Here is a 22,033-nt window from a genome sequence, read left to right on the forward strand (position 1 = left end):
CCGTCCCGGCATCAGCCGTTGCGCGCCCGGCGCGGCTTTGCGCCTTCTTCGCCGCCGCTTTCCGCATTGGCATTGGCGGGCTTGCGGCCCAGACCCAGGCTCTTGGCCAGGGCGCTGCGCTGCTCCGAATAGCCTTCGGCCACCATCGGATAGTCCGACTTCAAGTTGTAGCGCTCGCGATATGCTTCGGGCGTTAGTCCATGCGCCGCCAGATGGCGCCGCAGCGTGCGATAAGGTTTGCCGTCGATCATCGAGAGAATGTAATCGCGCGAGGCAAGCGACTTACGTACGCTGACTGCAGGCGTGAAAGTTTCGGTATTTTCCGGAGACGTTTGTTGATCCGAAGCGCCCGCGTCGCTGCCAAGCAGCTCAGCCAAGGTCGCATGTACCGTGCGAATGAAGGCTGGCACATCGTCCATATGGACCCGATTATTGGGATTTGAAAGCCAAGCCACCGTCACTTCGGTTGCTAGCTCCACCGGGCTCACCATACCCTCATCAGTCATGTTTTCTGCCTTTCTCGAACAAAATGTACGCAATAATAGCTTATATCCCCCGGTCCGTCCATTTGCGGAGTGTAATCGTTGATGCAACCAACGTGTAATCGAAACTATCGTTTCGGGTAATTTAAATTCTTTAAGCGGTTATTTCGTACATCTCTTGCACTCGCCGGTCGCACTTCGGGTTGGCGCACGCAAATGACGTGGCGGAGGGAAGACAAGCACCGTCCGCGTTCCGCTGTAGGATCATTGAAAAGTTATCGACGAGTTAATCAAGATTTTCAAGTGTCTGGTTCTCGAAACCAGCGATGCCCGCTTGTATCGGGCTGGTACGGTGCAACCTCCGGATCATTGCCCGATAGCCCTGGCGTTTTCTCGCGATACGCAGATGCGGAAACCACCGATTTGTCCGTCGCGAACGGAACCCGGTTTTGGCCTGCGCGAGAAAAATAACACATGTTTATCAAATAAATGTGGAGTCTCGGGGATAGGAATCCGATCACGCGTCGTTCGCATTGTCTCTGGTGAAGGAGGCAATTGTGCACAGGATCCAATGGAGCATGATCGCCGCGGGTTGCGGCATAGTGGCGCTGGGCGCAGGCTCGCTCGCCGCGCACGGTAATGTTCAGGCAACCGGAACGCCAGGGGCGGGAACAACCGCGCAGCAGCAACCTTCAGGAAGCGGCAAGGCGACGGCTGGCGACCGCAGCTATGTGATGCACGCAGGCGCCAGCGATCTGTACGAAATCGAAAGTTCGCGGCTGGCGCAGCAAAAGGCTGCATCGGGCGCCGTGCGCGACTTTGCGCAGATGATGATTGACAACCATATGCGCACCACGCAGGCGGTGACGCGAGCAGCCCAGTCCGCCGGGATCACGCCACCGCCGCCCGCCCTCGAGCCGCAGCAGCAGCAAATGATCGAGGCGCTTGGCCCGCTCTCGGGCGCGGCGTTTGACCGCGCCTATATCCGTCAGCAGCGCAGCGCGCATCAGACGGCGCTGGCCCTGCACAGAAACTATGCCGAAAGCGGCAATTCCGCGCCGCTTCGTGCCGCTGCCTCGGCAGCAGTGCCCGTCGTGCAGCAGCATCTCGACCGGTTGCAGGCGATGCCCGACCCCTGATCCGCATTTCCCACCCCCGGGGAATTTAGGGGCGCCCCAAGGGCGTCCCTTTTTTATCCATCGGCGGGATCAGTTGCGGCGATGATGGTTGCGACCATTATGAAAGCGAAAGCAGCGGCAATACTCGCCTGCGCCAATACGGACTTGCGTTCGGCGTCGGCCCGCGATTATCCGGGACTGGCACTGTTTGGCCACTATTCCTCCTGATAGGGGGTAAATCGCACGCGTCGCATAAGGAGCTTGCTAGTGGCCGCTACCGGCGACGACTATCAATTCGCCCCAAGTGAGCGATCGATCATTCCGGGTTCGCCGGCCACGCCTGCGCACCCCACCAGACGGCGTCTCGCCTATTTCGGCATCGGCATTTTGCTGGGCCTCACGGGTGGTCTCAATACCGCCTTGCTCACCGCCGCCTTGCCACAAATCCAGGGCGCGCTGGGCCTTACCCCGGTCGAGGGCGGCTGGCTGACGGCCATTTTTTCAATGACCAGCGTATGCATGAGCGCGCTGATGATCCGGTTCCGCCAGCATTTCGGGCTGCAGCGGTTCATGCGGGTCTATCTGCTCAGCTATGTCGTGCTGACGGTCGTGCAGATGTTCGTCCACGATTTCGTGACCGAACTGATCGTGCGCGGCGCCAGCGGTCTGGTGGGCAGTGCCCTCACCACGCTCGCGCTTTATTATGTAATGCAGTCGTTGCCGGCATCGAAGCGGCTGGGGGCAATGGTGATCGGCTTCGGCGTGGCGCAGCTCGCGCCGCCCTTGTCGCGTATCGTCACACCGGTGCTGCTCTACGAAGGCCAGGTCGAGAATCTCTTCCGGTTCGAGGCCGGGCTGACGCTGATATGTTTCGCCGCCGTGTCGTTGCTGCGCCTGCCGCCGAGCGAGCGGATGGATGCGCTGGAGCCGCTGGATTTCGTGTCGATCGGGCTGCTGGCCCCGGGCGTCGCGCTCCTCTGCGCCGTTCTCGTGCAGGGACGAATCGTCTGGTGGTCGACCGAATGGCTGGGCTATGCGCTCGCAGCCTCGATCCCGCTGATCGGCGGGTGCTTGCTCGTCGAGCATTACCGCGCCAACCCGCTGCTCAACACGCGATGGATGCGCAGTCGCAATGTCGTACGCTTCGTTATTATCGCGATCGTGCTGCGCATTGTCCTGTCCGAGCAGAGCTATGGCGTCTATGGCCTGATGACCGTCCTGGGCATGACGAACGACCAGATGATCACGCTCAACGTCATCGTCTTCCTTGCCTCAGCCGCCGGGCTGCTGGTGGGAGTGTTGACGGTACGGCCCACCGATCTTCTGATGCCGGGGGTGATCTCTGCGTTGCTGATCGGCGTGGCGGCGTGGATGGATTCGCACACCACCAACGTCACCCGACCTGAACAGCTGTATGTCAGCCAAGCACTGATCGCATTTGCCGCGCTCTACTCGTTCGGGCCGATCGTCATGGCCGGGGTGGTGCGTGCGCTCGCCAAGGGGTTCAGTCACATCATCAGCTTTTCCGCGCTGTTTTCGATCAGCCAGACGGTTGGCGGACTGGCTGGGTCGGCGCTGCTCGGCAGCTTCCAGATCATTCGCGAGAAATATCATTCCTTCGTGCTCACCCAGGCGCTGGTGCCTGTCGACCCGCTTGTCACCGGGCGGATGCAGGCGCTGGGCGGTGCCTATGGTCGCGTGCTCGGCGATCCCGCGCTGCGCCAGGCGGAAGGCGGTGCGCTTCTCGCGCAGCAGGTGACACGCGAAGCCAACATTCTTGCCTATAACGACGTGTTCCTGCTCGTCATGGCATTGTCGCTGTTGACGGTATCGTGGCTGGGCGGGCGGTGGATCCGCCTGAAGATCCGCGGTGTCGATCCCTTCGCCGAAGACCTTGCCGCCCTGCAACGGATGAGACCGCAATCATGAACGACACTTCTCCTCCGCCCTCGCAGAATGCGCGCTTGCAAGAGCCGATTGAAACGGAAACGCCCGGTGACAGCGCCGCAAATGCGGCGACTCCGCCGCGCGGCTGGGCGCCGCCGCGCGGCAGCACGCGGGCGATCTTCGGGTTTCTTGCCATTTTGCTGTTGGGCGTGCTGCTGGTGCTCTATTCCTGGGGCCTGCCGCCGTTCGCCAGCGAGATACAGGCGACCGACAACGCCTATGTTCGGGGGCGCACCACGATTATCGCGCCGCAGGTGAGCGGCTATGTGACGCAGGTGCTGGTCCGCGACTATGAGCAGGTGAAGGCGGGGCAGGTGCTCGCCCGTATCGACGATCGCATCTATCGCCAGCGTGTCGAACAGGCCCGTGCCAACCTCGCCGCGCAACAGGCAAGCCTGGCCAATGTCCAGCAGAGCAGGCGGTCGAGTGAGGCGGGCGTGCGGGGCCAGTCGGCTGCGTTGCTCAGCGCGCAGGCGCAGCTTGCGCGCGCGCGGGCTGACATGCGTCGGGTCAATGATCTGGTGGCCGAAGGCTCGGTATCGCTGCGCGAACGCGACCAGACGCTGGCGGCGCTCCGCCAGGCTGAGGCCGCCGTTGGGCAGGTCCAGGCGCAACAGGCCGTTGCGCGGGAGCAGGTGCGCACCGTGCAGGTCGGGCGCGGCGGGCAGGAGGCTGCCGTGGCCAATGCGCAGGCGGCGCTGCGGCTGGCGGAAATCGATCTCGACAACACCATCATTCGCGCGCCCAGCGACGGGCGGCTGGGCGAAGTGGGCGTGCGGCTGGGCCAATATGTGACGGCGGGCACGCAGCTCACCTTCCTTGTGCCGCCGAGCGTGTGGGTGATTGCCAATTTCAAGGAAGCGCAAACCGCACATATGGCGCCGGGCCAGCCCGCGACGATCCGGGTCGACGCGCTGGGCGGCGCGCGCCTGAAAGGCTGGGTGGAGCAACTTGCGCCTGCCGCAGGCAATGAATTCACCGTGATCCGCCCCGACAACGCCACCGGCAATTTCGTGAAGGTGGCGCAGCGCATATCGATACGGATCGCGATCGCCCCGGACGATCCGTTGATCGCACGCCTCCGGCCCGGCATGTCCGTTGAAGCCAAGGTCGATACCCATGGCGGCCCGCATCCGGAGGCGCGGCGGTGAAGGCGGCGATTGCCGCGCTGCCGCTGCTGCTTCTGGCCGGCTGCGGTCTGCCGCCAAAGACCGGCCGCCCGGCGGAGGCGGCGGTCACGCCGCCGCTTGCCTGGCGCACGCAGTTGCCCGGCGAGGCGGCAATCGAACAGGGCTGGTGGCAGCGCTTCGGCGATCCGGCGCTGACTACGCTGGTCGAGCGGGCGCTGGCGAACAATCCCGACATTCCGATCGCGGCGGCGCGGGTGCGCGAGGCGCGGGCACAGGAAAGACTGGCGCGCTCCCAGCTGTTCCCCACGCTGGACCTTGGCGGGCAGGTCGGGCGCTCGCGGACGCTGAGTGCGTTCGGCACCGGCGTGAATGCCACTGCGGTCCAGCCTGTTTTTCAGACGAGCTACGAACTCGACCTGTTCGGTCGTGCCGATAATCAGATCGAGGCTGCGCGGGCCGGCACCCTGTCGGCCGAGGCAGCGCGCGATGCTGCCCGCCTGTCGGTCGCCGCGGCAACCGCGAGCGGCTATATCACGCTGCGTGGTCTCGATGCGCGCGCGGCGCTGACCCGCGCGACGATTGCTTCACGCGCGGAGGCGCTGCGGCTTGCCCGGTCGCGGGCGCAGGCGGGCTACACCTCGCAGCTGGAGCTGCGCCAGGCCGAGGGCGAGTATGAAGCCGCAGCGCAACTGCTCCCCCAGATCGAGCTGGCCATCGCCCGGCAGGAACATGCACTGAGCCTGCTGGCGGGCGAGGCGCCTGGCAGCATCGCCCGTGGCAGTGCGCTGGATGCGTTGCAGCCGCCGCCGGTACCTGCGGGCCTGCCTTCGGACCTGCTGCGAAGGCGGCCTGACATCGCCCAGGCGGAATATAGTCTGGCGGCGTCGGACAGTACGCTGGCGGCATCGCGTGCGCGCTTCCTGCCGACCATCCAGCTCGCCGGATCGGCGGGCGTTGTTACTGCCGATATTCTCGCCGACCCGGTAACCTTGTGGTCGGTGGGCGCCAGCGTGCTTGCGCCCCTTTTCGAAGGCGGGCGGCTACGCGCCGGTGTCGAAACCGCGACGGCGCGCCGCGACCAGGCGGCATTCGCCTATCGTCGCACGGTGCTGACGGCCTTCCGCGAAGTGGAGGATGAGCTCTCCGCCGTGGACCGGCTCCGTGTGCAGCGCGTGCATCTGGAGGCGCAGCGGGCGGCCGCGGCGGAAACGCTGCGTCATGCGACCAATCGCTATCGCGCCGGCTATACCACCTATCTGGAGCAACTCGACGCGCAGCGAACGCTGTTCGCTGTCGAGCAGAGCCTCGCGCAGGTGCAGGCAGATCAGCTCACGGCGCTGGTGGCGCTATATCAGGCGATGGGGGGCGGCTGGCCGGGAGTTGGCGCGAGCGGCTGACAGAATTGCCTAAATTTCGCAGCGGTATAACCTATGCGTGTATGAGAGAGTAATGCCTCGGCTATGGCGATTTGTCGTAAGGAGACGCGCCATGGCCAGCGGTACCGACCGAGACTATTTCCGCGAGCGCGCCCGTCGGGAACGCGCCTTTGCGGTACAATGTGACGATCTTCATGCCGCCAGAGTCCACCGGCAAATGGCTGAGAAATATGAACGGAGCCTGCGAGCGCTGGATGATGCGGGTGCCAAGGTGGTACCGATCCGTGCAAGCACAGAGTGATCGGACGCTATGCGCGGACGAGATGCAGCGCGGAGCGCGACCGCGCATGGCGTTGCTCGACCAGAGCGTCCTCCTTCAGCCGAACCACGCCGTTGCGCAACTCGATCACGTCGTCACGCCGGATCGCCTGCAAGGTTCGGTTGATATGGACGCTGGTTAGCCCCAGCGCATCGGACAACACTTCCTGCGTCAGCGGCATGGCGAAGCTGTCGGGGCCGGCGAGGCCTGCCAGCGACAGCCGCTCATGAATTTCTGCGAACCAATCGATCATCCGTTCATAGGCGCTCATGCGTCCGAGCCGGGCGATCTGGCGGAGCAGGTACAATTCGTCGAATGCCGCGCTCGTGGCATAGGCGGACGCAAGGCTGCTACCGGGCGGGACTGGAGGCGCCGCGCAGAGCAACACTTCGGTCAACGCGGTGATTGTGCTGGTCGCTACCGGATCGGGATGTGCGGTCGTGCCGATGACGTCCCCGGGCAGATAGAAACCCAGAATCTGGCGTCGGCCGTCGCTGAACAGGCGTATGCGCCCCAGCCATCCGTCCAGCAACAAGAGCGGAGCCGGGGCGCGGCGACCCTGCACTGTCAGATCCTGAAGCGGCAGCAGGCGCTGCACGTTGAGCGAAGCATCACGGATCGCGCTTGTTTCCTGCTCGCTGAGAGCAGCCAGCTGCCCCAGGCGCGCAGTGGTCGCGTGGAATAGCGACGATGAGGCGCGGATAGCGGTCACTTGTCCCGAAGCAACGGCCGCCCAAAAAGTTGCCTGAAACTCGCTATAAGGAGCTAATATCGGGCCAGATGGATTTCAGGCAGGCGAATCGAGCAACTGATTCCGCCAGGCTTGATGGTAAGCCGGTTCGTCGCGCTTAATTGCTGCGGTAATATATCTTCTATAAGTCGTCGCCCGAAGCCGTAGCGAAGCGGCGCGGGCGCGAGTACGGCCACGCCCGTTTCTTGCCAGTCGAGCGATACCCCGCCTTCATCGTCGGTCGTCCAGCTGATCTGCACCTGGCCGCAACTGCGCTCTTCACCCAGTGTACCGAACTTGATGGAGTTGGTGACGAGTTCGTGCAGCGCCAGCCCCAGCCACTGCGCCGCCTCTGCGGTCAGGCGCATTTCGGTGCCGCAAAGCGCTATGCGCGGATCATCGCCGAAGCGGAAGGTGCGCAGTTCCTCGCAGACAAGCTGTTCCAGATCGAACCCGCCATGGGCATCCGCCGCATAATGGGAGAAATGGCGGGCCAGCGCATCGAGCCGCCCGAAGAAATGGTCGGTAATGTCGTCGATCGATCCGCCGGCGGCCATGGTACGCGCGAACACCGTCCTTACCGTGGCGAGCAGCGCCTGATTGCTTTGGCGAATCTGGTGCCGCGTCGACGCAGAACACGGGGCATGGTCCTGCATATCCCCCTGCTGCGGGGCAGGGGGCGCCGAGGCAGACCGGCCATTTTGCTCCATTCCCTGCCTCGTCCCTCTGTACTGACCGGTCGACCCGCCTGCGCTGCGTCCGCCCGGACATGCAACAGAACAGAAACGCGGCAGCAAAGCTTACGCATTGCGATTCCAGAGGAAACTACGGCAAAAGGGACAGGTCTGATGCAGAGGAGAAATACGGAAACGGAAAAATACGGGGCGTCGAGCGGGCGCAGATACCCGCCTTGCAGCCTCATTCGGCTGCAAATTCCATCATTGCCGGTGTGTTCTCCGTGGCGGCGAGCGTCTGCGCGAACCAGGCATAGGTCCGTGCGAGCCCATCCCCCAGCGGCACCTGCGGCGTCCAGCCCAGCAGCGTGCGGGCGCGGGCAATGTCGGGGCGTCGGCGGCGCGGGTCGTCGACCGGCAGCGGGCGATATTCGATCGGCGCGGCGATGCCGGCCAGTTCGGCGATGCGCCCGGCCAGTTCGGCGACCGTAATCTCTACCGGATTGCCCAGATTGACCGGCTCGCTGCCGTCGATGTCGCTTTCCATCAGCCGCATCAGCCCTTCGACCAGATCGGAGACGTAGCAGAAGCTGCGGGTCTGACTGCCATCGCCATAGAGGGTCAGCGGCTGGCCGGACAGCGCCTGGCAGATCAGGTTGGAGACGACGCGCCCGTCGTCGCACTGCATGTGCGGGCCATAGGTGTTGAAGATGCGCGCCACCCGCACCTCTGCGCGGCCGGTGCGAACGAAGTCGAACGCCAGCGCCTCCGCAGCGCGCTTGCCTTCGTCATAACAGGCGCGTGGGCCGGTGCAGTTGACCCAGCCGCGATACTCCTCGCGCTGGGGATGCACCTCGGGGTCGCCATAGACTTCGCTGGTCGAACTGAGCAGGAAGCGCGCGCCGGCCGTCTCCGCCAGCCGCAGCAACTGGCTGGTGCCGACGACATTGGTGAGCATCGTATGCTCCGGATCGGCTTGATAGTGCGGCGGCGAGGCGGCGCAGGCGAGGTTGTAGATTCGGCCAATCTGCTCGGCCCGGTCCAGTATTTCGGCCGGAAGCGGGTCGGTAATGTCCGCCCGCACGAACCGGAAATGCGGGTGTTCCCGCAAGGGATCGAGATTTGATGCGCGCGATGTCTGAAGATTGTCGAGGCACAGCACGCGCTCGCCGCGTTCGAGCAGCGCTTCGCACAGATGCGAGCCGATGAACCCGGCACCGCCGGCAACCAGCGTGATCGGCTTTTCCTTGTCTGGCATGATGGCATTCCTCTCCCGGCGCATGCTGTTCCGCCGCGTCCTGGCGTGTTCGAGATGGGCTTCGAGTTCGGCCGCCCGGTGCGGGGCGGCATGGCCGGCCAGCAGCCGGGCGCGCGCGGCGGCGCCGATCGCCGCGCCGTCGCGTTCAATTGCGGCTAGGGCGTCGTTGCTGGTGTCGGCGAGCAATATCTCCTCTCCGGGGACGAACAGGCTTTCGATGCCGTCCCACCGGTCGGACAGGATCGGCGTGCCGCATGCCGCCGCCTCGAACAGCCGCACTGAGGGCGACCAGCCCGCCGCGATCATGTCCGCGCGGGTGACGTTCAGCGTCATGCGCGAGGCGGAGTAGAAGCCGGGATGCTCCGCCGGGGGCAGATGCTCGATCCGCTCAACATTGGCGGGCCAGTCGATCGTGTCGGGATATTGCGGCCCGGCCACTGCAAAGCGCCGGTCGGGCGCGCGGCGGGCGGGTTCGAGCAGCAGCCGTTCCAGCGTCGGCTGGCGATCGGGGCTATAGGTGCCGAGATAGGTCAGATCCCAACGCTTCGCCACGTGGAGCGGGCGATAGGCGTCCGTGTCGACCGAGCAATAGAGCGCCCGCGCGGCCGGGCTGCCGAACGCGCGTTCGATCCGGTCCAGCGTCGGCCCGCCGGTGAAGCTGAGATACAGGTCGTAGCCGGGGATCAGCGCGCGCGACAGATAGGCGCAGTCGCCGCGTTCGAGTGCCGCGAGCGTGACCGGCGTGTCGATATCGTAAAAGGCGGTGACGCCGCGCGCGGTGCGCTGGACGAAGGCGCCTACATCGATCCCGTCGGACACATAGGAGCCGACGATCACCGCGTCGGCGCCCGCAGTCTCCGCCCGCCAGCCGTCGAGATCGGCGAGCGTGCGGTAATAGGCCAGCGTGCAATAGTCGGGATCGCGCAGGTCGCGATGCGCGCAGGCATACCAGGGCACTTCGCGTTCGAGGAACAGCACCTCGTGCCCGCGCGCGGCGAAGGCGCGGAGCAGCGCGCGAAAGGTGGTGGCATGGCCATTGCCCCAGGAAGAGCCCAGGCTGAGGCCGAGGACGATCAGCTTCATGCGGCTTTCCTTTCGCGGGGCTGGTGGGATTTCAGGATCGCGTCGATCTGGGCGCCGCGCAGGTCATAGCTGTGCTCGGCCATCACCCGGGCGCGCGCCGCTTCGCCGATCGCGCGGGCGCGCTCGGGGGTGAGCGCCGCCAGATGCTCGGCGACATCCTGCCCGTCGCGCGCGACCAGCACTTCGCTGTCGGGCTTCAGGAACAGTTCGATGCCTTCCCAGGCGTCGGTGATCAGGCAGGCGGCGGCGCCGGCGGCCTCGAACACTCGGGTCGCGGGGGAAAAGCCGATCGCCGCCATCGAATCGCGCGCCACGTTCAGCACCGCCTGCGGCGTGCAGTTGAACGCATTGTGATCGGCGGTGCCGACATGGCCGATCGCGCGGACATTCTCCGGCATCGCCTTGTCGGGCCAGCCATTGCCGCCGAGCAGGAAGTGGCGGTCGGGCGTCAGCGCGGCGGCGCGGAGGAAGAATTCCTCGATCCGCGCCTCGCGGTCGGGCAGGCGGTTGGCGAGCAGCGCGAGATCGGCCGCAAAGCGCGGATCGGCGGGGGCGGGGTGGTGCGTCTCCGGGTCGAGCGCGTTGTAGACCGGGATGCAGGTCCGCGCGCCCATCGTCCTATAGGCGTCGATCACCGGCGGGCCGCCGCCATAGGTGAGCACCAGGTCGATGTCCGGCAGCATCGCGCGGACCGGATGGGCGGGATCGGCGCGCATCTCGTCGAGCGTGGCGGCGGCATCGACGTCCCAGAATATGCGCAGCGCATCGGCGCGCGGCGCGGTGCGCAGCGCCTCGATCAGTTCGCGGTCGAACACGCCGACGCCGCTCGCCTTCACCACGACATCGGCATCGCCGGCCTCGGCCAGCACGCTGCGCAGGCCTTCCTCGGTCGCCGGATAGACGACGACCCTCGCCCAGCTCGGCGGGTCGATGTCGCGATGCTGCTGGCGGTCGAAGGCGTCGGGTTCGTAGAAGCTGATGTCATAGCCGCGCGCCGCCAGCGCCTTCAGGATGCCGCGATAATAGGTCGCCGCGCCGTTCCAGTAGGAGGAGAGCAGGCTCGATCCGTAGAAGGCGATCTTCATGCGGCATCCTTGGTTTTCAGGGTGGTCAGGTCCGCGGCACCTGTCGTCTGCGCTCCCCTCGCGCTTGCGGGAGGGGTCGGGGGAGGGGAGGGACGTTGCGCTGGGGAGTGCGGCGGGGAAAGAGCCTCCACGTCGATCCCTCCCCCAACCCCTCCCGCAAGCGGGAGGGGAGTCTTCAGGTCTTCAACGATCGACAGCAGTTCGTCGACCCGATGCGCGCAGCTATGCCGGGTGCGGATCGTCTCAAGCCCGTGCGCGACCAGCGCGGCGCGCAGCCCCGCATCCTCGCGGATCGCGTGGAGGTGCCGCGCCATCTCCGCGCCGTCGCGGGCGACCAGATAGTCGGTGCCGGGGCGGAACAGATGCTCCGCATCGTCCCACGGCGCGGACACCAGCGGGATGCCGCAGGCCAGCGCCTCGAACACCCGGATCGTCGGGATGCCGGGCAGGATCGTCGTATAATAGCGCCGCGGCACATGCACTGTCGCAAGCGCCCGTGCGAAAATCTCGGGCGCGCGGACATTGGCGGCCCAGCCATGATAGTGCGCCCCATACCGGGCGAGCATCGCCCGGGCTTCCTCCGGATAGCGCACACCATAGATGTCAAGCGGCAGCCCCGCTTCGGCGGCAGGACGGAACAGGAAGCGCTCCAGTTCCTCGGTGCGTTCGCCATCGCCCCAGTTGCCGATCCAGACCAGCCCCTCCCGCGTGACCTCGTGCGCAGGCGGCTGGAAGCGGCGCAGGTCGGCGGCTTCGTGCCACACCCAGACGCGATTGCCCCAGCCCCAGCCGCGATAGACGGCCGCCAGCGCCTCGCCGAACGCCAGCACGCCGTCATAATCGCCCAGATCATAGGCGCGCATCGCCTCGGGTTCGGAAACCGCGCGGTGGTGGGTGTCGTGGAACAACAGGGTGAAGCGGCCGCCCATCGCCCGCGCCTGGCCGATCCGCGATACCAGCTTCGGATCATTCCATTCGTGCACGATCACTAGATCGGCATCGCCGATCATCGCGGCCGGATTGCACTTGCTGGTGTAGGTGGCGGAGCGCAGCTCGGGATAGGCGCTGCGATAGGGAGCGAGGCCCGCCTCGCCATGGTCGGCGAGCAGGTTGGCGAGGCTCCAGGCGTCCTCCGGCTCCCAAACCTGCACGTCATGGCCGCGCGCGACCAGTTCGCTCAGCACGCCGCGCAGAAAATGGGCGTTGCCGTGATTCCAGCACGAGGCAAGCGAATGGGTGAAATAGACGATCTTCATGCGGCGACTTTTCCGGCGTCTGCGCGCCCCGTGAGGCACTGGCGGTAGAGGGCGAGCATGGCGTCGGCCATGCGAGCGGGGGTGTAGCGCTGCGCCCGGGCAGCCGCGGCGTCGCCCAGCTGGCGACGGAGCGCCACGTCGCCGATCAGCTGCTCTATGGCGCCCTGATATGCGGGGGCATGGCGCGGGGGGACGAACAGGGCGGTATCGTCCCACAGTTCGCGGAACACGGGGATGTCGGCCAGCACCAGCGCGCAGCCGGCGGCGGCGGCCTCCAGCACTGCCAGCCCGAACGGCTCGAAGCTCGCGGCCGAGACGAACACCGGCCGCGCGGCAAGATGGCGCGCGAGCGTGCCCGGGGCCAGCTCGCCGAGCAGGTGGAGATGGTCGAGCGTGATCGTCTCGCCATGCGGGCCTCGCACGGCGCCGGCGGCGTGGAAGGGCACCGACAGCGCCGCTGCGACCTGATCGAGCAGCGCTGCGCCTTTCACCGAATCCCACAGCCGGCCGACGGTCAGCACGCAGTCCTGCACCGGTGCGCCCATCGGCTCGACCAGCGGCGCGCGGCCATTATGGACGACCGTCGGTGTGCGGCGCAGACCATAATGGCGCGCCACGAACCGGGCATAACCAGCCGACGGCGCTACCACCTGATCGGCGGCGTGCAGCCCTTCCGACATCAGCGCGCGGTGCCAGCGGAATTGCGGATCGAGCGGTTCGCCCGGCCGGCCATGCTGCCACCAGGTCGAGACACAGCCATGCGTTACCGCCAGGACGGGGACGCCCGGCGGCGCAGCGGCGGCCAAGGTGGGCATGTTGAGCTGGACCAGATCGATACGATGCGAAGCGGCCAGCCCGGCAATGGCCTCTCCGGCAGCCAGCACCGGTGCGGGTCCGTCAACCAGCCAGTCGAGCGGCAGCCCGGTTTCGATCAGCTTCAGCCCGTCGATCGCCTGTGCCGCCGCGCGCTGGTCCGCTGCGGGGGCTGGCCCCAGATGGGCAAGGATTGTCTCTACGCCGTGCGCGGCCAGCCCCTGCGCCAGATCGAGCGCATAGTGCCAGACGCCACCTACGGAGTCCGCAGTCAGCAACAGCCTCACAGCGCGGCCACTTCGGCATTGGTATCGATTGCGATCCCGCGTTCTTCGGCCAGCCAGTGTGCGAGCCTTGCGACGCCCTCTCGCCACGGCGTCGGCCTCGCCAGGCCGAGCGCCGCCTGCGCCAGCCTTGTATCGGCAACGAAATAGCGTTGATCGCCCGCCCGCCAGTCGTCGAAATGGAGGTCCACCGGCCGGCCGGTCAACGCCGCGATATGGTCCAGCAGCATGTGCAGGCTGACGGCATTGTCGGGGCCGCCACCAAGATTGAAGGCGCGTCCGGCGACGCGGTCGATGCGCCGCCATGTCGCCAGATAGGCGTCCACGGCGTCCGACACTTCCAATATGTCGCGCACCTGCTGGCCGTCGCCATAGAGCGTGATCGTTTCGCCTTGCAGCGCGCGGATCAGGAAATGGGCGACCCAGCCCTGATCCTCGGTGCCCATCTGCCGCTCGCCATAAATGCAACTCATCCGCAGCACGGCGGTGGGCAGGCCATAGCTGCGCGCGTAATCGAGCACATATTGGTCGGCGGCGCCCTTGGAGCAGCCATAGGGCGTGTGGAAATCGAGCGAGCGTGCTTCGCCGATGCCATGATCGCGCACTGCGGGGTCCACGGGCTGATAGCCGCGCTCGGTCAGGGCGAAATCCAGATCGGCAAGGTCGCCATAGACCTTGTTGGTCGATGCGAAAATCACCGGAGGCGGGGTGCGGGCGCGCCGGGCGGCCTCGAGCAGCGCGAAGGTGGCGCCGATATTCACCTCGAAATCCTCGCGCGGGTCGACGAGGCTGGTGGTCACCGCGACCTGTGCGGCGAAGTGGAACACTGCGCGCGCGTGCTGCACCGTCTCGGTGAGCAGTGCGGTATCGCGGACATCGGCGACGACCGCCTGGATGCGCCCGCCGTGCCGGTCGCGCAGCCAGGCGAGGTTGCGCTCCACGCCCGGTCGGCGGAGCGCGTCGTAGATCACCACCGTCTCGCCCGATTGCGCCAGGCGGTCGGCCAGATTGGCGCCGATGAACCCCGCCCCGCCGGTGATCAGGATCGGCCGGCTCATGCGACCAGCCCCCGCTTTTCCAGCTCGGCGCGCGCCTGGCCTACGCGGTCCTCGGCGGTTTGCCGCTGCACCCATTCGGCCAGTTCGGCAAGGCCGGCCTCGAAATCCTGCCGCGCCTCGAAGCCCAGTTTCTCGCGCGCGAGGCTGGTGTCGCAAAAACAGTGGCGAATGTCGCCGATGCGGGCCTTGCCCAGGATTTCCGGCGCAGCGTCGTTTCGGCCCATCGCGCGGGCCAGCGCCTCGGCCACCTGCGTCACCGACCGGTTCTCACCCGATCCGATGTTGAACGTTTGGCCCGCAGCCTCGGGCAGCACCAGCGCATCGGCAAAGGCGCGCGCGACATCTTCGACATGGACGAAGTCGCGCCGCTGCTCGCCATCCTCGAAGATCATCGGTCGCTGGCCGTTGAGCAGCCGCGAGGCGAAGATCGCCAGCACGCCGGTATAGGGGTTCGACAGCGCCTGGCCGGGGCCATAGACGTTGAACAGCCGCAGGCACACGCTTTCGATGCCATAGGGTGCGCCCATGATGTGCGTGGTGCGTTCCTGCACATATTTGCCGAGCGCATAGATCGAGGCGAGGCTGGGGCGCTTCCATTCGGGGGTGGCGACGGGGGTGAGCGGGCGCCCCTGCGCGTCGAGCGGGTTCCATTCGCGCTGGCGATCGCGCACGATCCCCCGCTCGGCGGTTTCGACCAGCGCGCCGTCGGCATCGCGGTACAGGCCCTCGCCATAGATGCTCATCGAGGAGGCGGTAACGACGCGCCGCACGGGCCGGTCGATCAATCGCTCGAACAGCACCGCCGTGCCGACATCGTTGGCGGAGGTATAGCGTTCGACTTCGTACATCGACTGGCCGACGCCGACTTCAGCGGCGAGATGGATGACGCTGTCCACTCCATCCAGCGCCTGCGCGACTGCATCGCCGTCGCGAACATCGGCATGGATCAGTTCGACTTCCGCATCGAGATCAGCCGGACGGCCGCTCACGCCGTGGACCTGTTCGAGCAGCGAATCCAGCACGCGAACCTTGTGACCCCGCCGCAGCAGTTCGGCGCAAACCCGGCGGCCGATAAACCCCGCGCCGCCCGTGACCAGCACCCTCTCGTTCATTCGCTTTGCTCCATCGTGAATATTAACCTGTGTAAGTACAATATTTGTGATGACATGTATGGGTTGCTGATCTTTGGCGTGGAACGAACAACTTCTTCTTCATCTTGTTCCGTAATCGCCAAAATTGGCGCGGTGAATATATTTGCGCATTAAAGATGATGATTTAAGTTAATTGGAACTGATTTGCTGCAGCGGTCGTTTCGCCAGCATCTATGTTGAAGCTTTTCGATAGGGACCGGTCAGAATGACCGCGCGGGTGCATCTGGTCCGCCATGGCGCGCACGGCGATGTCGGGCAGCGCCTGAGCGGCCGGACCGACGATGCGCCGCTCACCGTAGAGGGGTGGGCGCAGGCGAAATGGCTGGCAACGCTTCGGGCGCGATGGACCAGTCGCCGCGATCCACAGCAGCGCGCGCGCGAGACGGCGCAGATCATCGCCGAACGTATCGGGCTCAGCGTCCAGACGGTCGCCGCGCTGGACGAGATCGATTTCGGTACCTGGACCAGGCGCAGTTTTTCGCAGCTCGAGGGCGATCCCGACTGGGTGAAGTGGAACCGCCTTCGGGCCACTGCCCGACCTCCCGGTGGTGAAAGCATGGCGGAGGCGACTGCGCGTGCGGTGACCCATATCGATGGGCTCGCGCGCCGCGGATGGCAGGGCACCTTGCTCTGCGTCAGCCACTGCGACGTCATCCGTGGCGTCATCGCCCATTATCTGGGGCTGGGGCTAGACCGGCTGCTCGCCTTCGATGTCGACCCCGGATCGGTCAGCACCCTGCTGGTCGGCAACTGGGGTGCGCGCCTGCTCAAGCTCAACGAGGGATCGGAATGAGAAACATCACTGCCGCGCGGGCTGCCCCCGCCGACAAAAGCCTGCGCGCCGAGATCGAGGCGCTGGGGCCATGGTTCCAGAATATCTGCATTCACGGCGTGGAGACGGCGCCCGACCATTTTCTCGGCGACTATCCCGCCTTCAAGTTCGCGCGCTTCGCCGATGCGCTGCCGGCCGATCTGGAGGGGCGGTCCGTGCTCGATATCGGGTGCAACGCCGGCTTTTACAGCTTTGAGATGAAGCGGCGCGGCGCGGGCGAAGTGCTCGGTATCGACAGCGACGAGCGCTATCTGGCGCAAGCCCGCTTTGCCGCAGAGGCGCTGGGGTTCGAAGATGTCCGGTTCGAGCAATGCTCGGTCTATGATGTCGCCAGGCTTGGGCGCCGCTTCGATCTCGTGATCTTCATGGGCGTGCTGTACCATCTGCGCCATCCGCTGCTCGCGCTGGACCTGATCCGCGAGCATGTCGCCGGCGACATGCTGCTGTTCCAGACGATGCAGCAGGGATCGGACGACGTCGTGCTGGTGCCGGACGATCACCCCTTCCACATTCCCGGGACGCACCGGCCGCCGACCTATTTCGACAATCCCGGCTATCCCAGGCTGCATTTCATCGAGCGCCATTTCGCGAGCGACTGGACGAACTGGTGGGCACCCAATGCCGCCGCCAGCCAGGCGATGCTCCGCGCCGCAGGCTTTACGATCGAGGCGCATCCCGAGTCCGAAGTCTATCTCTGCCGCATCGCCGAGGTGCCGTTCGGCGAATATGGCCCCGCCGCAGTGTACCCGGCCCGGGGAGGCGCTGCATGATCGACGCGGCGATGCTCTGGAACGAGCCCAACAACAAATCGCATTGGGATGTCGCCCTCGACCCCGACTGGCGGCTGTTTGCAGACCATGTCATCGCCGCCGGCAACGCGATCCGCGCGGTAAATCCGCGCCTGCCGCGCGTGCTGGGCGGCATGTCGCCGATCGACCCGCACTGGTTGCGGCGCATGGAGGGGCACGGCGCGCTGGACGCCGTGGATGTCGTGGCGGTGCATGGCTTTCCGCTCGACTGGAACCTGTGGCCGCTCTCCGCCTGGCCCGACAAGATCGCCGAAATCCAGGCAGTCACGGACAAGCCGGTCTGGGTCACCGAAGTTGGGGTCAGTTCGTTCGGGGCAGAGGAAGTGCAGGCATTCGGCCTTGAGCGCACCGTCGAATTGCTGCGCGGGCGGGTCGAGCGCATCTTCTGGTACTCGCTGTTCGACTTGCCGGCGAGCTGGGGTGCCGAGACGCGTCACCGCGAGGCCGAGGGCTCTTCCTACTACCGGCATTTCTATCTTGGGCTGATCCGCGAAGACGGCACGCCCAAGCCCGCGCTCGACATTTATGCGCAGCACGCCGCCGAGATCGGGCTGATGCAGTGGTTCCATTTCCATGACCCGCGCCTGGACGAGGCGGCGGCGTGGATGAAGCGGCTGGGGACGAAGCGCATACGTACCGGGCTGAGCTGGGCCGACAGTTTCCGCGAAGGCGCGCTCGACTGGTTCGACCGGCAGATGGAGGCGCTTGCCGACTTCGACGTCACCGTCACGTTCTGCTTCACGCCGGCGCATCTGGGGCTGGCGCCGCACCACACCAGCCCGGCGCGCGACCCGCAGGCCTTTGCCGATTTCTGCGCCTGGATGGTCGATCGCTATGCGGGCACCGCCACGCTGGCGGCGCCGGAGCCTGCCGTCTCCCTGGCCGCCAGCCAATCCGATCTCAACCCGCTGCTGTTCAACCGCGACGAGCGTCTCGCCGCCGAGAGGAGGTCCGCCTGATGCTCTCTCCCGATCGCCATGGAATCAATCTCGCCCTCGTGGGGGTGGGCAATTGCGCCAGTTCGCTGGTGCAGGGGATCGCGCAATATCGTGCCGGTGCCAACGACATGGTGGGGCTGATGCACGCCGATCTGGGCGGCTATGCTCCCGGCGACATCCGGGTGGTTGCCGCCTGGGATGTCGATGCCCGCAAGGTGGGGCGCGATGTAGCGGAGGCGATCTTCGCCCGGCCCAACAACACGGTCATTTTCTGCGACACCGTGCGCCGCACCGGCGTGAAGGTACGGATGGGCCAGGTGCTCGACGGACTGGCCGAGCATATGGCCGATTATCCGGAGGACCGTACCTTTGTGCGCGCCGATGCGCCGGAGCCTGACCGCGGCGCGGTGGTGGCGGTACTGCGCGAGAGCCAGGCCGATGTGCTGGTCAACTATCTGCCGGTTGGATCGCAGGCGGCGACGGAGTTTTATGCCGAATGTGCGCTGGAGGCGGGGGTTGCGTTCGTGAACGCGATCCCGGTGTTCATCGCCAGCGACCCGGCCTGGGCAGCGCGTTTCGCGGGCGCTGGCGTGCCGCTGATCGGCGACGACATCAAGGCGCAACTGGGTGCCACCATCGTCCACCGCGTGCTGACCGACCTTTTTGCGAAGCGCGGCGTGAAGCTGGAGCGGACCTACCAGCTCAATACCGGTGGCAACACGGACTTCCTGAACATGCTCAACCGCGCGCGGCTGAAGTCGAAGAAGGAGTCGAAGACGGAGGCGGTGCAATCGGTTGCGGCGACGCGGCTGGAGGATGTAGACATCCATGTCGGCCCCAGCGACTATGTCGCGTGGCAGAATGACAACAAGGTCTGCTTCCTCAGGATGGAGGGGCAGTTGTTCGGCGGCGTGCCGATGAATTTGGAACTGCGCCTGTCGGTGGAAGACAGTCCGAACAGTGCCGGCGTGGCAATCGACATGATCCGCTGCGCCAAGCTCGCGCGGGACCGCGGGCTGGGCGGGGCGATCGTTCCGGCGGCGGCATGGTTCTGCAAACACCCGCCGCAGCAGATGCCGGACGATGCGGCGCATGCGGCGATGGAAGCGTTCGTTGCGGGAGCGTGAGGTGCGGGCAGGGCTGGTTCCCCTCCCGCAAGCGGGAGGGGAGCGTCAACTCAATCGATTCCCTTCTCCTTCCGGCTCTTGTCCAGCGCATCGAGCACCGCGACCGGCTCCACGTCGGTCCGGATTTCCTCGAAGCCGGGCTCGTCGGCAGGGACTCCAAGCCGACCCGCAATCCGCTCCACCAGCCGCGCGAGCTTGGTCAGTTCGTGCTCGGTCAGCAGGCTGACGTGCAGGTCCAGATCGGCGCGACGGTCGGCAATCGCGGCCATGCGGTTCTGGCTGATCAGCACGAAGGTCGAGAGGAAAATCGCCTCCACCGACGCGAACATCGCCAGCACCACAAAGGTCGGGTCGAACCGCGGCAGCAGCGGCAGCACCCCCAGATTTACCAGAATCCAGACAGCGAAGAGAGCCAGATGCAACAGCACGAACGTCATCGAACCCGTGAAACGGGTGATCCGGTCTGCCAGCTTGTCGCTCAGCGGCGCGCGTTCGGCGTCGGCGCGCTGCCGGGCCGTGAGTTCCTCGATATTCTGGCGCAGCGTCGCGCCCATGCCACGGCGTGCTTCGGTCATCGCGCAAGAACCTGCCGCACTTACAGAAGGTTGCCGGGGGAGCGCGCATGATGCGCGCTGCCGTGCTGGTGGGGCCGGAGGCCGTCAGGATCGAAACCGCGGCGCTGCCGAGCCCCGGCCCCGGCGAGGTTCGCATCCGGCTGGAGGGTTGCGGCGTCTGCGCCTCCAATGTCGAGCCGTGGCAGGGCCAGCCCTGGAGCCACTACCCCGGCGACGCAGGTGGGCTGGGACATGAAGGCTGGGGCGAAGTCGACGTGGTCGGGGAAGGCGTTACCACGCTTGAACCGGGGGATCGGGTGGCGACGCTGTCGTACCACAGCTTCGCCGATTATGATGTTTCCCCCGCCGATCGGGTGGTGAAGCTGCCCGATACGCTGTCGGGTCAGCCCTTTCCCGGCGAACCGCTGGGCTGCGCGTTCAACATCTTTCGTCGCAGCGACATTCGCCCCGGCCAGACGGTCGCGATCATCGGTATCGGCTTTCTGGGTGCAGTGCTGACGAAACTGGCGAGCGACGCGGGCGCGCGGGTGATCGCCATTTCGCGGCGGCAGGAATCGCTCGATCTCGCGCGCCATTATGGCGCTGCCGAGACGATCCCGATGCACGACCATTATGCGATTATCGATGCGGTCAAGGCGCTGACCGGCGGCGCCATGTGCGCGCGAGTGATCGAGGCGGTTGGCAAGCAATGGCCGCTTGATCTGGCGGGCGAGCTGGTCGGGTTTGGCGGGCGGCTGGTGGTGGCGGGCTATCATCAGGACGGGCCGCGCCAGGTGAATATGCAGAACTGGAATTGGAAGGGCATCGACGTCATCAACGCCCATGAGCGCGATCCCGATGTGCAGATGCAGGGACTGCGCGAGGCAGTGGAAGCCGTGGCGAGCGGGCGGTTCGATCCCGCGCCGCTCTACACCCACCGCTATCCGCTGGAGGAACTCGGCGAGGCATTGCGGGCGACGCGCGACAAGCCCGACCATTTCGTAAAGGCGCTGGTGATGCTGCGATGACACCGCAGATCGGGTTTCTCGGCACCGGCTGGATCGGCCGGCACCGGATGGAGGCGATGCTGGCGACTGGCGCGGTCGAGGCGGCTGCATTCGCCGATCCGTCGGACGATTGCGCGGGGGCGGCGCAGGCGCTGGCGCCGCACGCCCGTCGGGTCGAGGGGCTGGAGGCGATGCTGGCGCTGGGGCTCGACGGGGTGGTGATCGCCACGCCGAGCGCGCTTCACGCCGAACAGAGCATCCGCGCCCTGGAGGCTGGCGCCGCGGTATTCTGCCAGAAGCCGCTGGGACGGACGGCTGCGGAAGTGGCGGCGGTGATCGCCGCGGCGCGCGCGGCCGACCGGCTGCTCGGGGTCGATCTGTCCTATCGGCATACGGCGGGCATGCAGGCGGTCCGCGATCTGGTGCAGGGCGGAGCGTTGGGCCGGGTGTTCGCGGTCGATCTGGTGTTTTACAACGCCTATGGGCCGGACAAACCCTGGTTTTACGACCCCGCCCAGTCGGGCGGCGGCTGCGTGATCGATCTGGGTGTGCATCTCGTCGATCTGGCACTGTGGACGCTAGGCTTCCCGGCGGTACAAGGCGTGACGGCCTCGCTGCGCAAGCAGGGCGCGCCGCTGGCACCGATGCAGGTGGAGGACTATGCCACCGCCGCCTTCCGGGCGGGCAATACCGATGTCCGGCTGGCCTGTTCGTGGCGGCTCCATGCCGGGGTGGAGGCGGAAATCGCGGCGGCGTTCTATGGCACCGAAGGCGGTGCAGCGCTGCGCAATGTCGGCGGATCCTTCTACGATTTTGTGGCGGAACGGTTCAACGGTACATCCAAGGCCCAGCTTGCGGCGCCGCCCGACGCCTGGGGAGGGCGGGCCGCGGCGGCCTGGGCGGAGCAACTTGCGCGGTCGCCTCGCTTCGACCGGGCGGCACTGGATTTCCAGCGATCGGCGGAGGTGCTGGACGCGATTTACGGCCGCTGAGCCATTGGCT

General features: G+C 66.1%; 21 protein-coding genes and 1 pseudogene. 11 read left to right on the top strand and 11 right to left on the bottom strand.

Annotated features, from left to right (window positions below; all coding sequences use genetic code 11):
• Positions 1 to 11 precede the first annotated feature (11 nt).
• Positions 12 to 506, bottom strand: coding sequence for a Ros/MucR family transcriptional regulator (locus ACT53M_RS18815; protein ID WP_476235367.1), 495 nt, complete (start codon positions 504 to 506; stop codon positions 12 to 14).
• A 533-nt stretch (positions 507 to 1,039) separates the two neighbouring features.
• On the opposite strand from ACT53M_RS18815, the gene ACT53M_RS18820 reads away from it, so the two are divergent.
• The 5 genes from ACT53M_RS18820 to ACT53M_RS18840 all read left to right on the top strand — a co-directional run bounded on the left by ACT53M_RS18820 (position 1,040) and on the right by ACT53M_RS18840 (position 6,354).
• Positions 1,040 to 1,621 carry a DUF4142 domain-containing protein gene (locus ACT53M_RS18820; protein WP_476235368.1) on the top strand — a complete coding sequence of 194 codons (582 nt, stop codon included), beginning with the start codon at positions 1,040 to 1,042 and terminating at the stop codon, positions 1,619 to 1,621.
• 246 nt (positions 1,622 to 1,867) lie between these two features.
• Positions 1,868 to 3,529, top strand: a complete 1,662-nt coding sequence (locus ACT53M_RS18825) for an MFS transporter (RefSeq protein WP_476235370.1) — start codon at positions 1,868 to 1,870, stop codon at positions 3,527 to 3,529.
• Positions 3,526 to 4,698 (top strand): HlyD family secretion protein, encoded by a 1,173-nt coding sequence (locus ACT53M_RS18830; RefSeq protein ID WP_476235372.1) that lies wholly within the window; start codon positions 3,526 to 3,528, stop codon positions 4,696 to 4,698. The genes ACT53M_RS18825 and ACT53M_RS18830 overlap by 4 nt, the downstream gene beginning before the upstream one ends.
• On the top strand, positions 4,695 to 6,074 hold the full coding sequence (locus ACT53M_RS18835; protein WP_476235374.1) for an efflux transporter outer membrane subunit: 1,380 nt from the start codon (positions 4,695 to 4,697) through the stop codon (positions 6,072 to 6,074). Before ACT53M_RS18830 ends, ACT53M_RS18835 begins: the two co-directional genes overlap by 4 nt.
• A gap of 91 nt (positions 6,075 to 6,165) precedes the next feature.
• Positions 6,166 to 6,354 carry a hypothetical protein gene (locus tag ACT53M_RS18840; RefSeq protein WP_476235376.1) on the top strand — a complete coding sequence of 63 codons (189 nt, stop codon included), beginning with the start codon at positions 6,166 to 6,168 and terminating at the stop codon, positions 6,352 to 6,354.
• 7 nt (positions 6,355 to 6,361) lie between these two features.
• On the opposite strand, the gene ACT53M_RS18845 is transcribed toward ACT53M_RS18840, so the two are convergent.
• The 9 genes and pseudogenes from ACT53M_RS18845 to ACT53M_RS18885 form a co-directional block, all read right to left on the bottom strand.
• Positions 6,362 to 7,084: a Crp/Fnr family transcriptional regulator gene (locus ACT53M_RS18845; protein ID WP_476235377.1), complete on the bottom strand. Its 723-nt coding sequence runs from the start codon at positions 7,082 to 7,084 to the stop codon at positions 6,362 to 6,364.
• Between the two features lie 53 nt (positions 7,085 to 7,137).
• Entirely contained in the window at positions 7,138 to 7,758 is a 621-nt protein-coding gene (locus tag ACT53M_RS18850; RefSeq protein ID WP_476235379.1) for an HWE histidine kinase domain-containing protein, read from the bottom strand.
• A 262-nt stretch (positions 7,759 to 8,020) separates the two neighbouring features.
• On the bottom strand, positions 8,021 to 9,034 hold the full coding sequence (locus ACT53M_RS18855) for a UDP-glucuronic acid decarboxylase family protein (RefSeq protein ID WP_476235451.1): 1,014 nt from the start codon (positions 9,032 to 9,034) through the stop codon (positions 8,021 to 8,023).
• Positions 9,035 to 9,106: 72 nt separating this feature from the next.
• A pseudogene (locus tag ACT53M_RS18860) lies at positions 9,107 to 10,117 on the bottom strand (CgeB family protein); the annotation flags it as partial.
• Positions 10,114 to 11,202 carry a CgeB family protein gene (locus ACT53M_RS18865; protein ID WP_476235380.1) on the bottom strand — a complete coding sequence of 363 codons (1,089 nt, stop codon included), beginning with the start codon at positions 11,200 to 11,202 and terminating at the stop codon, positions 10,114 to 10,116. The gene ACT53M_RS18865 and the pseudogene ACT53M_RS18860, both read right to left, overlap by 4 nt.
• Complete coding sequence (locus ACT53M_RS18870; protein WP_476235382.1) at positions 11,199 to 12,458, bottom strand: CgeB family protein; 1,260 nt, start codon at positions 12,456 to 12,458, stop codon at positions 11,199 to 11,201. Before ACT53M_RS18870 ends, ACT53M_RS18865 begins: the two co-directional genes overlap by 4 nt.
• Positions 12,455 to 13,558 carry a glycosyltransferase family 4 protein gene (locus ACT53M_RS18875; RefSeq protein WP_476235384.1) on the bottom strand — a complete coding sequence of 368 codons (1,104 nt, stop codon included), beginning with the start codon at positions 13,556 to 13,558 and terminating at the stop codon, positions 12,455 to 12,457. Before ACT53M_RS18875 ends, ACT53M_RS18870 begins: the two co-directional genes overlap by 4 nt.
• Positions 13,555 to 14,613 (bottom strand): SDR family NAD(P)-dependent oxidoreductase, encoded by a 1,059-nt coding sequence (locus ACT53M_RS18880; RefSeq protein ID WP_476235386.1) that lies wholly within the window; start codon positions 14,611 to 14,613, stop codon positions 13,555 to 13,557. The genes ACT53M_RS18875 and ACT53M_RS18880 overlap by 4 nt, the downstream gene beginning before the upstream one ends.
• Complete coding sequence (locus ACT53M_RS18885) at positions 14,610 to 15,725, bottom strand: SDR family NAD(P)-dependent oxidoreductase (protein WP_476235388.1); 1,116 nt, start codon at positions 15,723 to 15,725, stop codon at positions 14,610 to 14,612. Before ACT53M_RS18885 ends, ACT53M_RS18880 begins: the two co-directional genes overlap by 4 nt.
• Positions 15,726 to 15,969: 244 nt before the next feature.
• Here ACT53M_RS18885 and ACT53M_RS18890 point away from each other — a divergent pair, with 244 nt between their 5' ends.
• From ACT53M_RS18890 to ACT53M_RS18905, 4 genes are read left to right on the top strand one after another with little or no spacing between them, the layout of a single operon-like run.
• Entirely contained in the window at positions 15,970 to 16,557 is a 588-nt protein-coding gene (locus tag ACT53M_RS18890) for a histidine phosphatase family protein (RefSeq protein WP_476235392.1), read from the top strand.
• Positions 16,554 to 17,366, top strand: a complete 813-nt coding sequence (locus ACT53M_RS18895; protein WP_476235394.1) for a TIGR04290 family methyltransferase — start codon at positions 16,554 to 16,556, stop codon at positions 17,364 to 17,366. The genes ACT53M_RS18890 and ACT53M_RS18895 overlap by 4 nt, the downstream gene beginning before the upstream one ends.
• Positions 17,363 to 18,364: a glycosyl hydrolase gene (locus ACT53M_RS18900; protein ID WP_476235396.1), complete on the top strand. Its 1,002-nt coding sequence runs from the start codon at positions 17,363 to 17,365 to the stop codon at positions 18,362 to 18,364. The genes ACT53M_RS18895 and ACT53M_RS18900 overlap by 4 nt, the downstream gene beginning before the upstream one ends.
• Positions 18,364 to 19,470: an inositol-3-phosphate synthase gene (locus ACT53M_RS18905; protein ID WP_476235397.1), complete on the top strand. Its 1,107-nt coding sequence runs from the start codon at positions 18,364 to 18,366 to the stop codon at positions 19,468 to 19,470. Before ACT53M_RS18900 ends, ACT53M_RS18905 begins: the two co-directional genes overlap by 1 nt.
• 50 nt (positions 19,471 to 19,520) lie before the next feature.
• Here ACT53M_RS18905 and ACT53M_RS18910 read toward each other — a convergent pair whose 3' ends face one another.
• The gene (locus ACT53M_RS18910) at positions 19,521 to 20,045 is read right to left on the bottom strand and encodes a DUF1003 domain-containing protein (RefSeq protein ID WP_476235398.1); all 525 of its coding nucleotides are present in this window, start codon (positions 20,043 to 20,045) and stop codon (positions 19,521 to 19,523) included.
• 47 nt (positions 20,046 to 20,092) lie between these two features.
• On the opposite strand from ACT53M_RS18910, the gene ACT53M_RS18915 reads away from it, so the two are divergent.
• Complete coding sequence (locus ACT53M_RS18915) at positions 20,093 to 21,052, top strand: MDR/zinc-dependent alcohol dehydrogenase-like family protein (protein ID WP_476235399.1); 960 nt, start codon at positions 20,093 to 20,095, stop codon at positions 21,050 to 21,052.
• Complete coding sequence (locus ACT53M_RS18920) at positions 21,049 to 22,023, top strand: Gfo/Idh/MocA family protein (RefSeq protein WP_476235400.1); 975 nt, start codon at positions 21,049 to 21,051, stop codon at positions 22,021 to 22,023. The genes ACT53M_RS18915 and ACT53M_RS18920 overlap by 4 nt, the downstream gene beginning before the upstream one ends.
• Positions 22,024 to 22,033: the final 10 nt, after the last annotated feature.

It is taken from the genome of Sphingomonas sp. DMC6 (genome assembly GCF_056314225.1).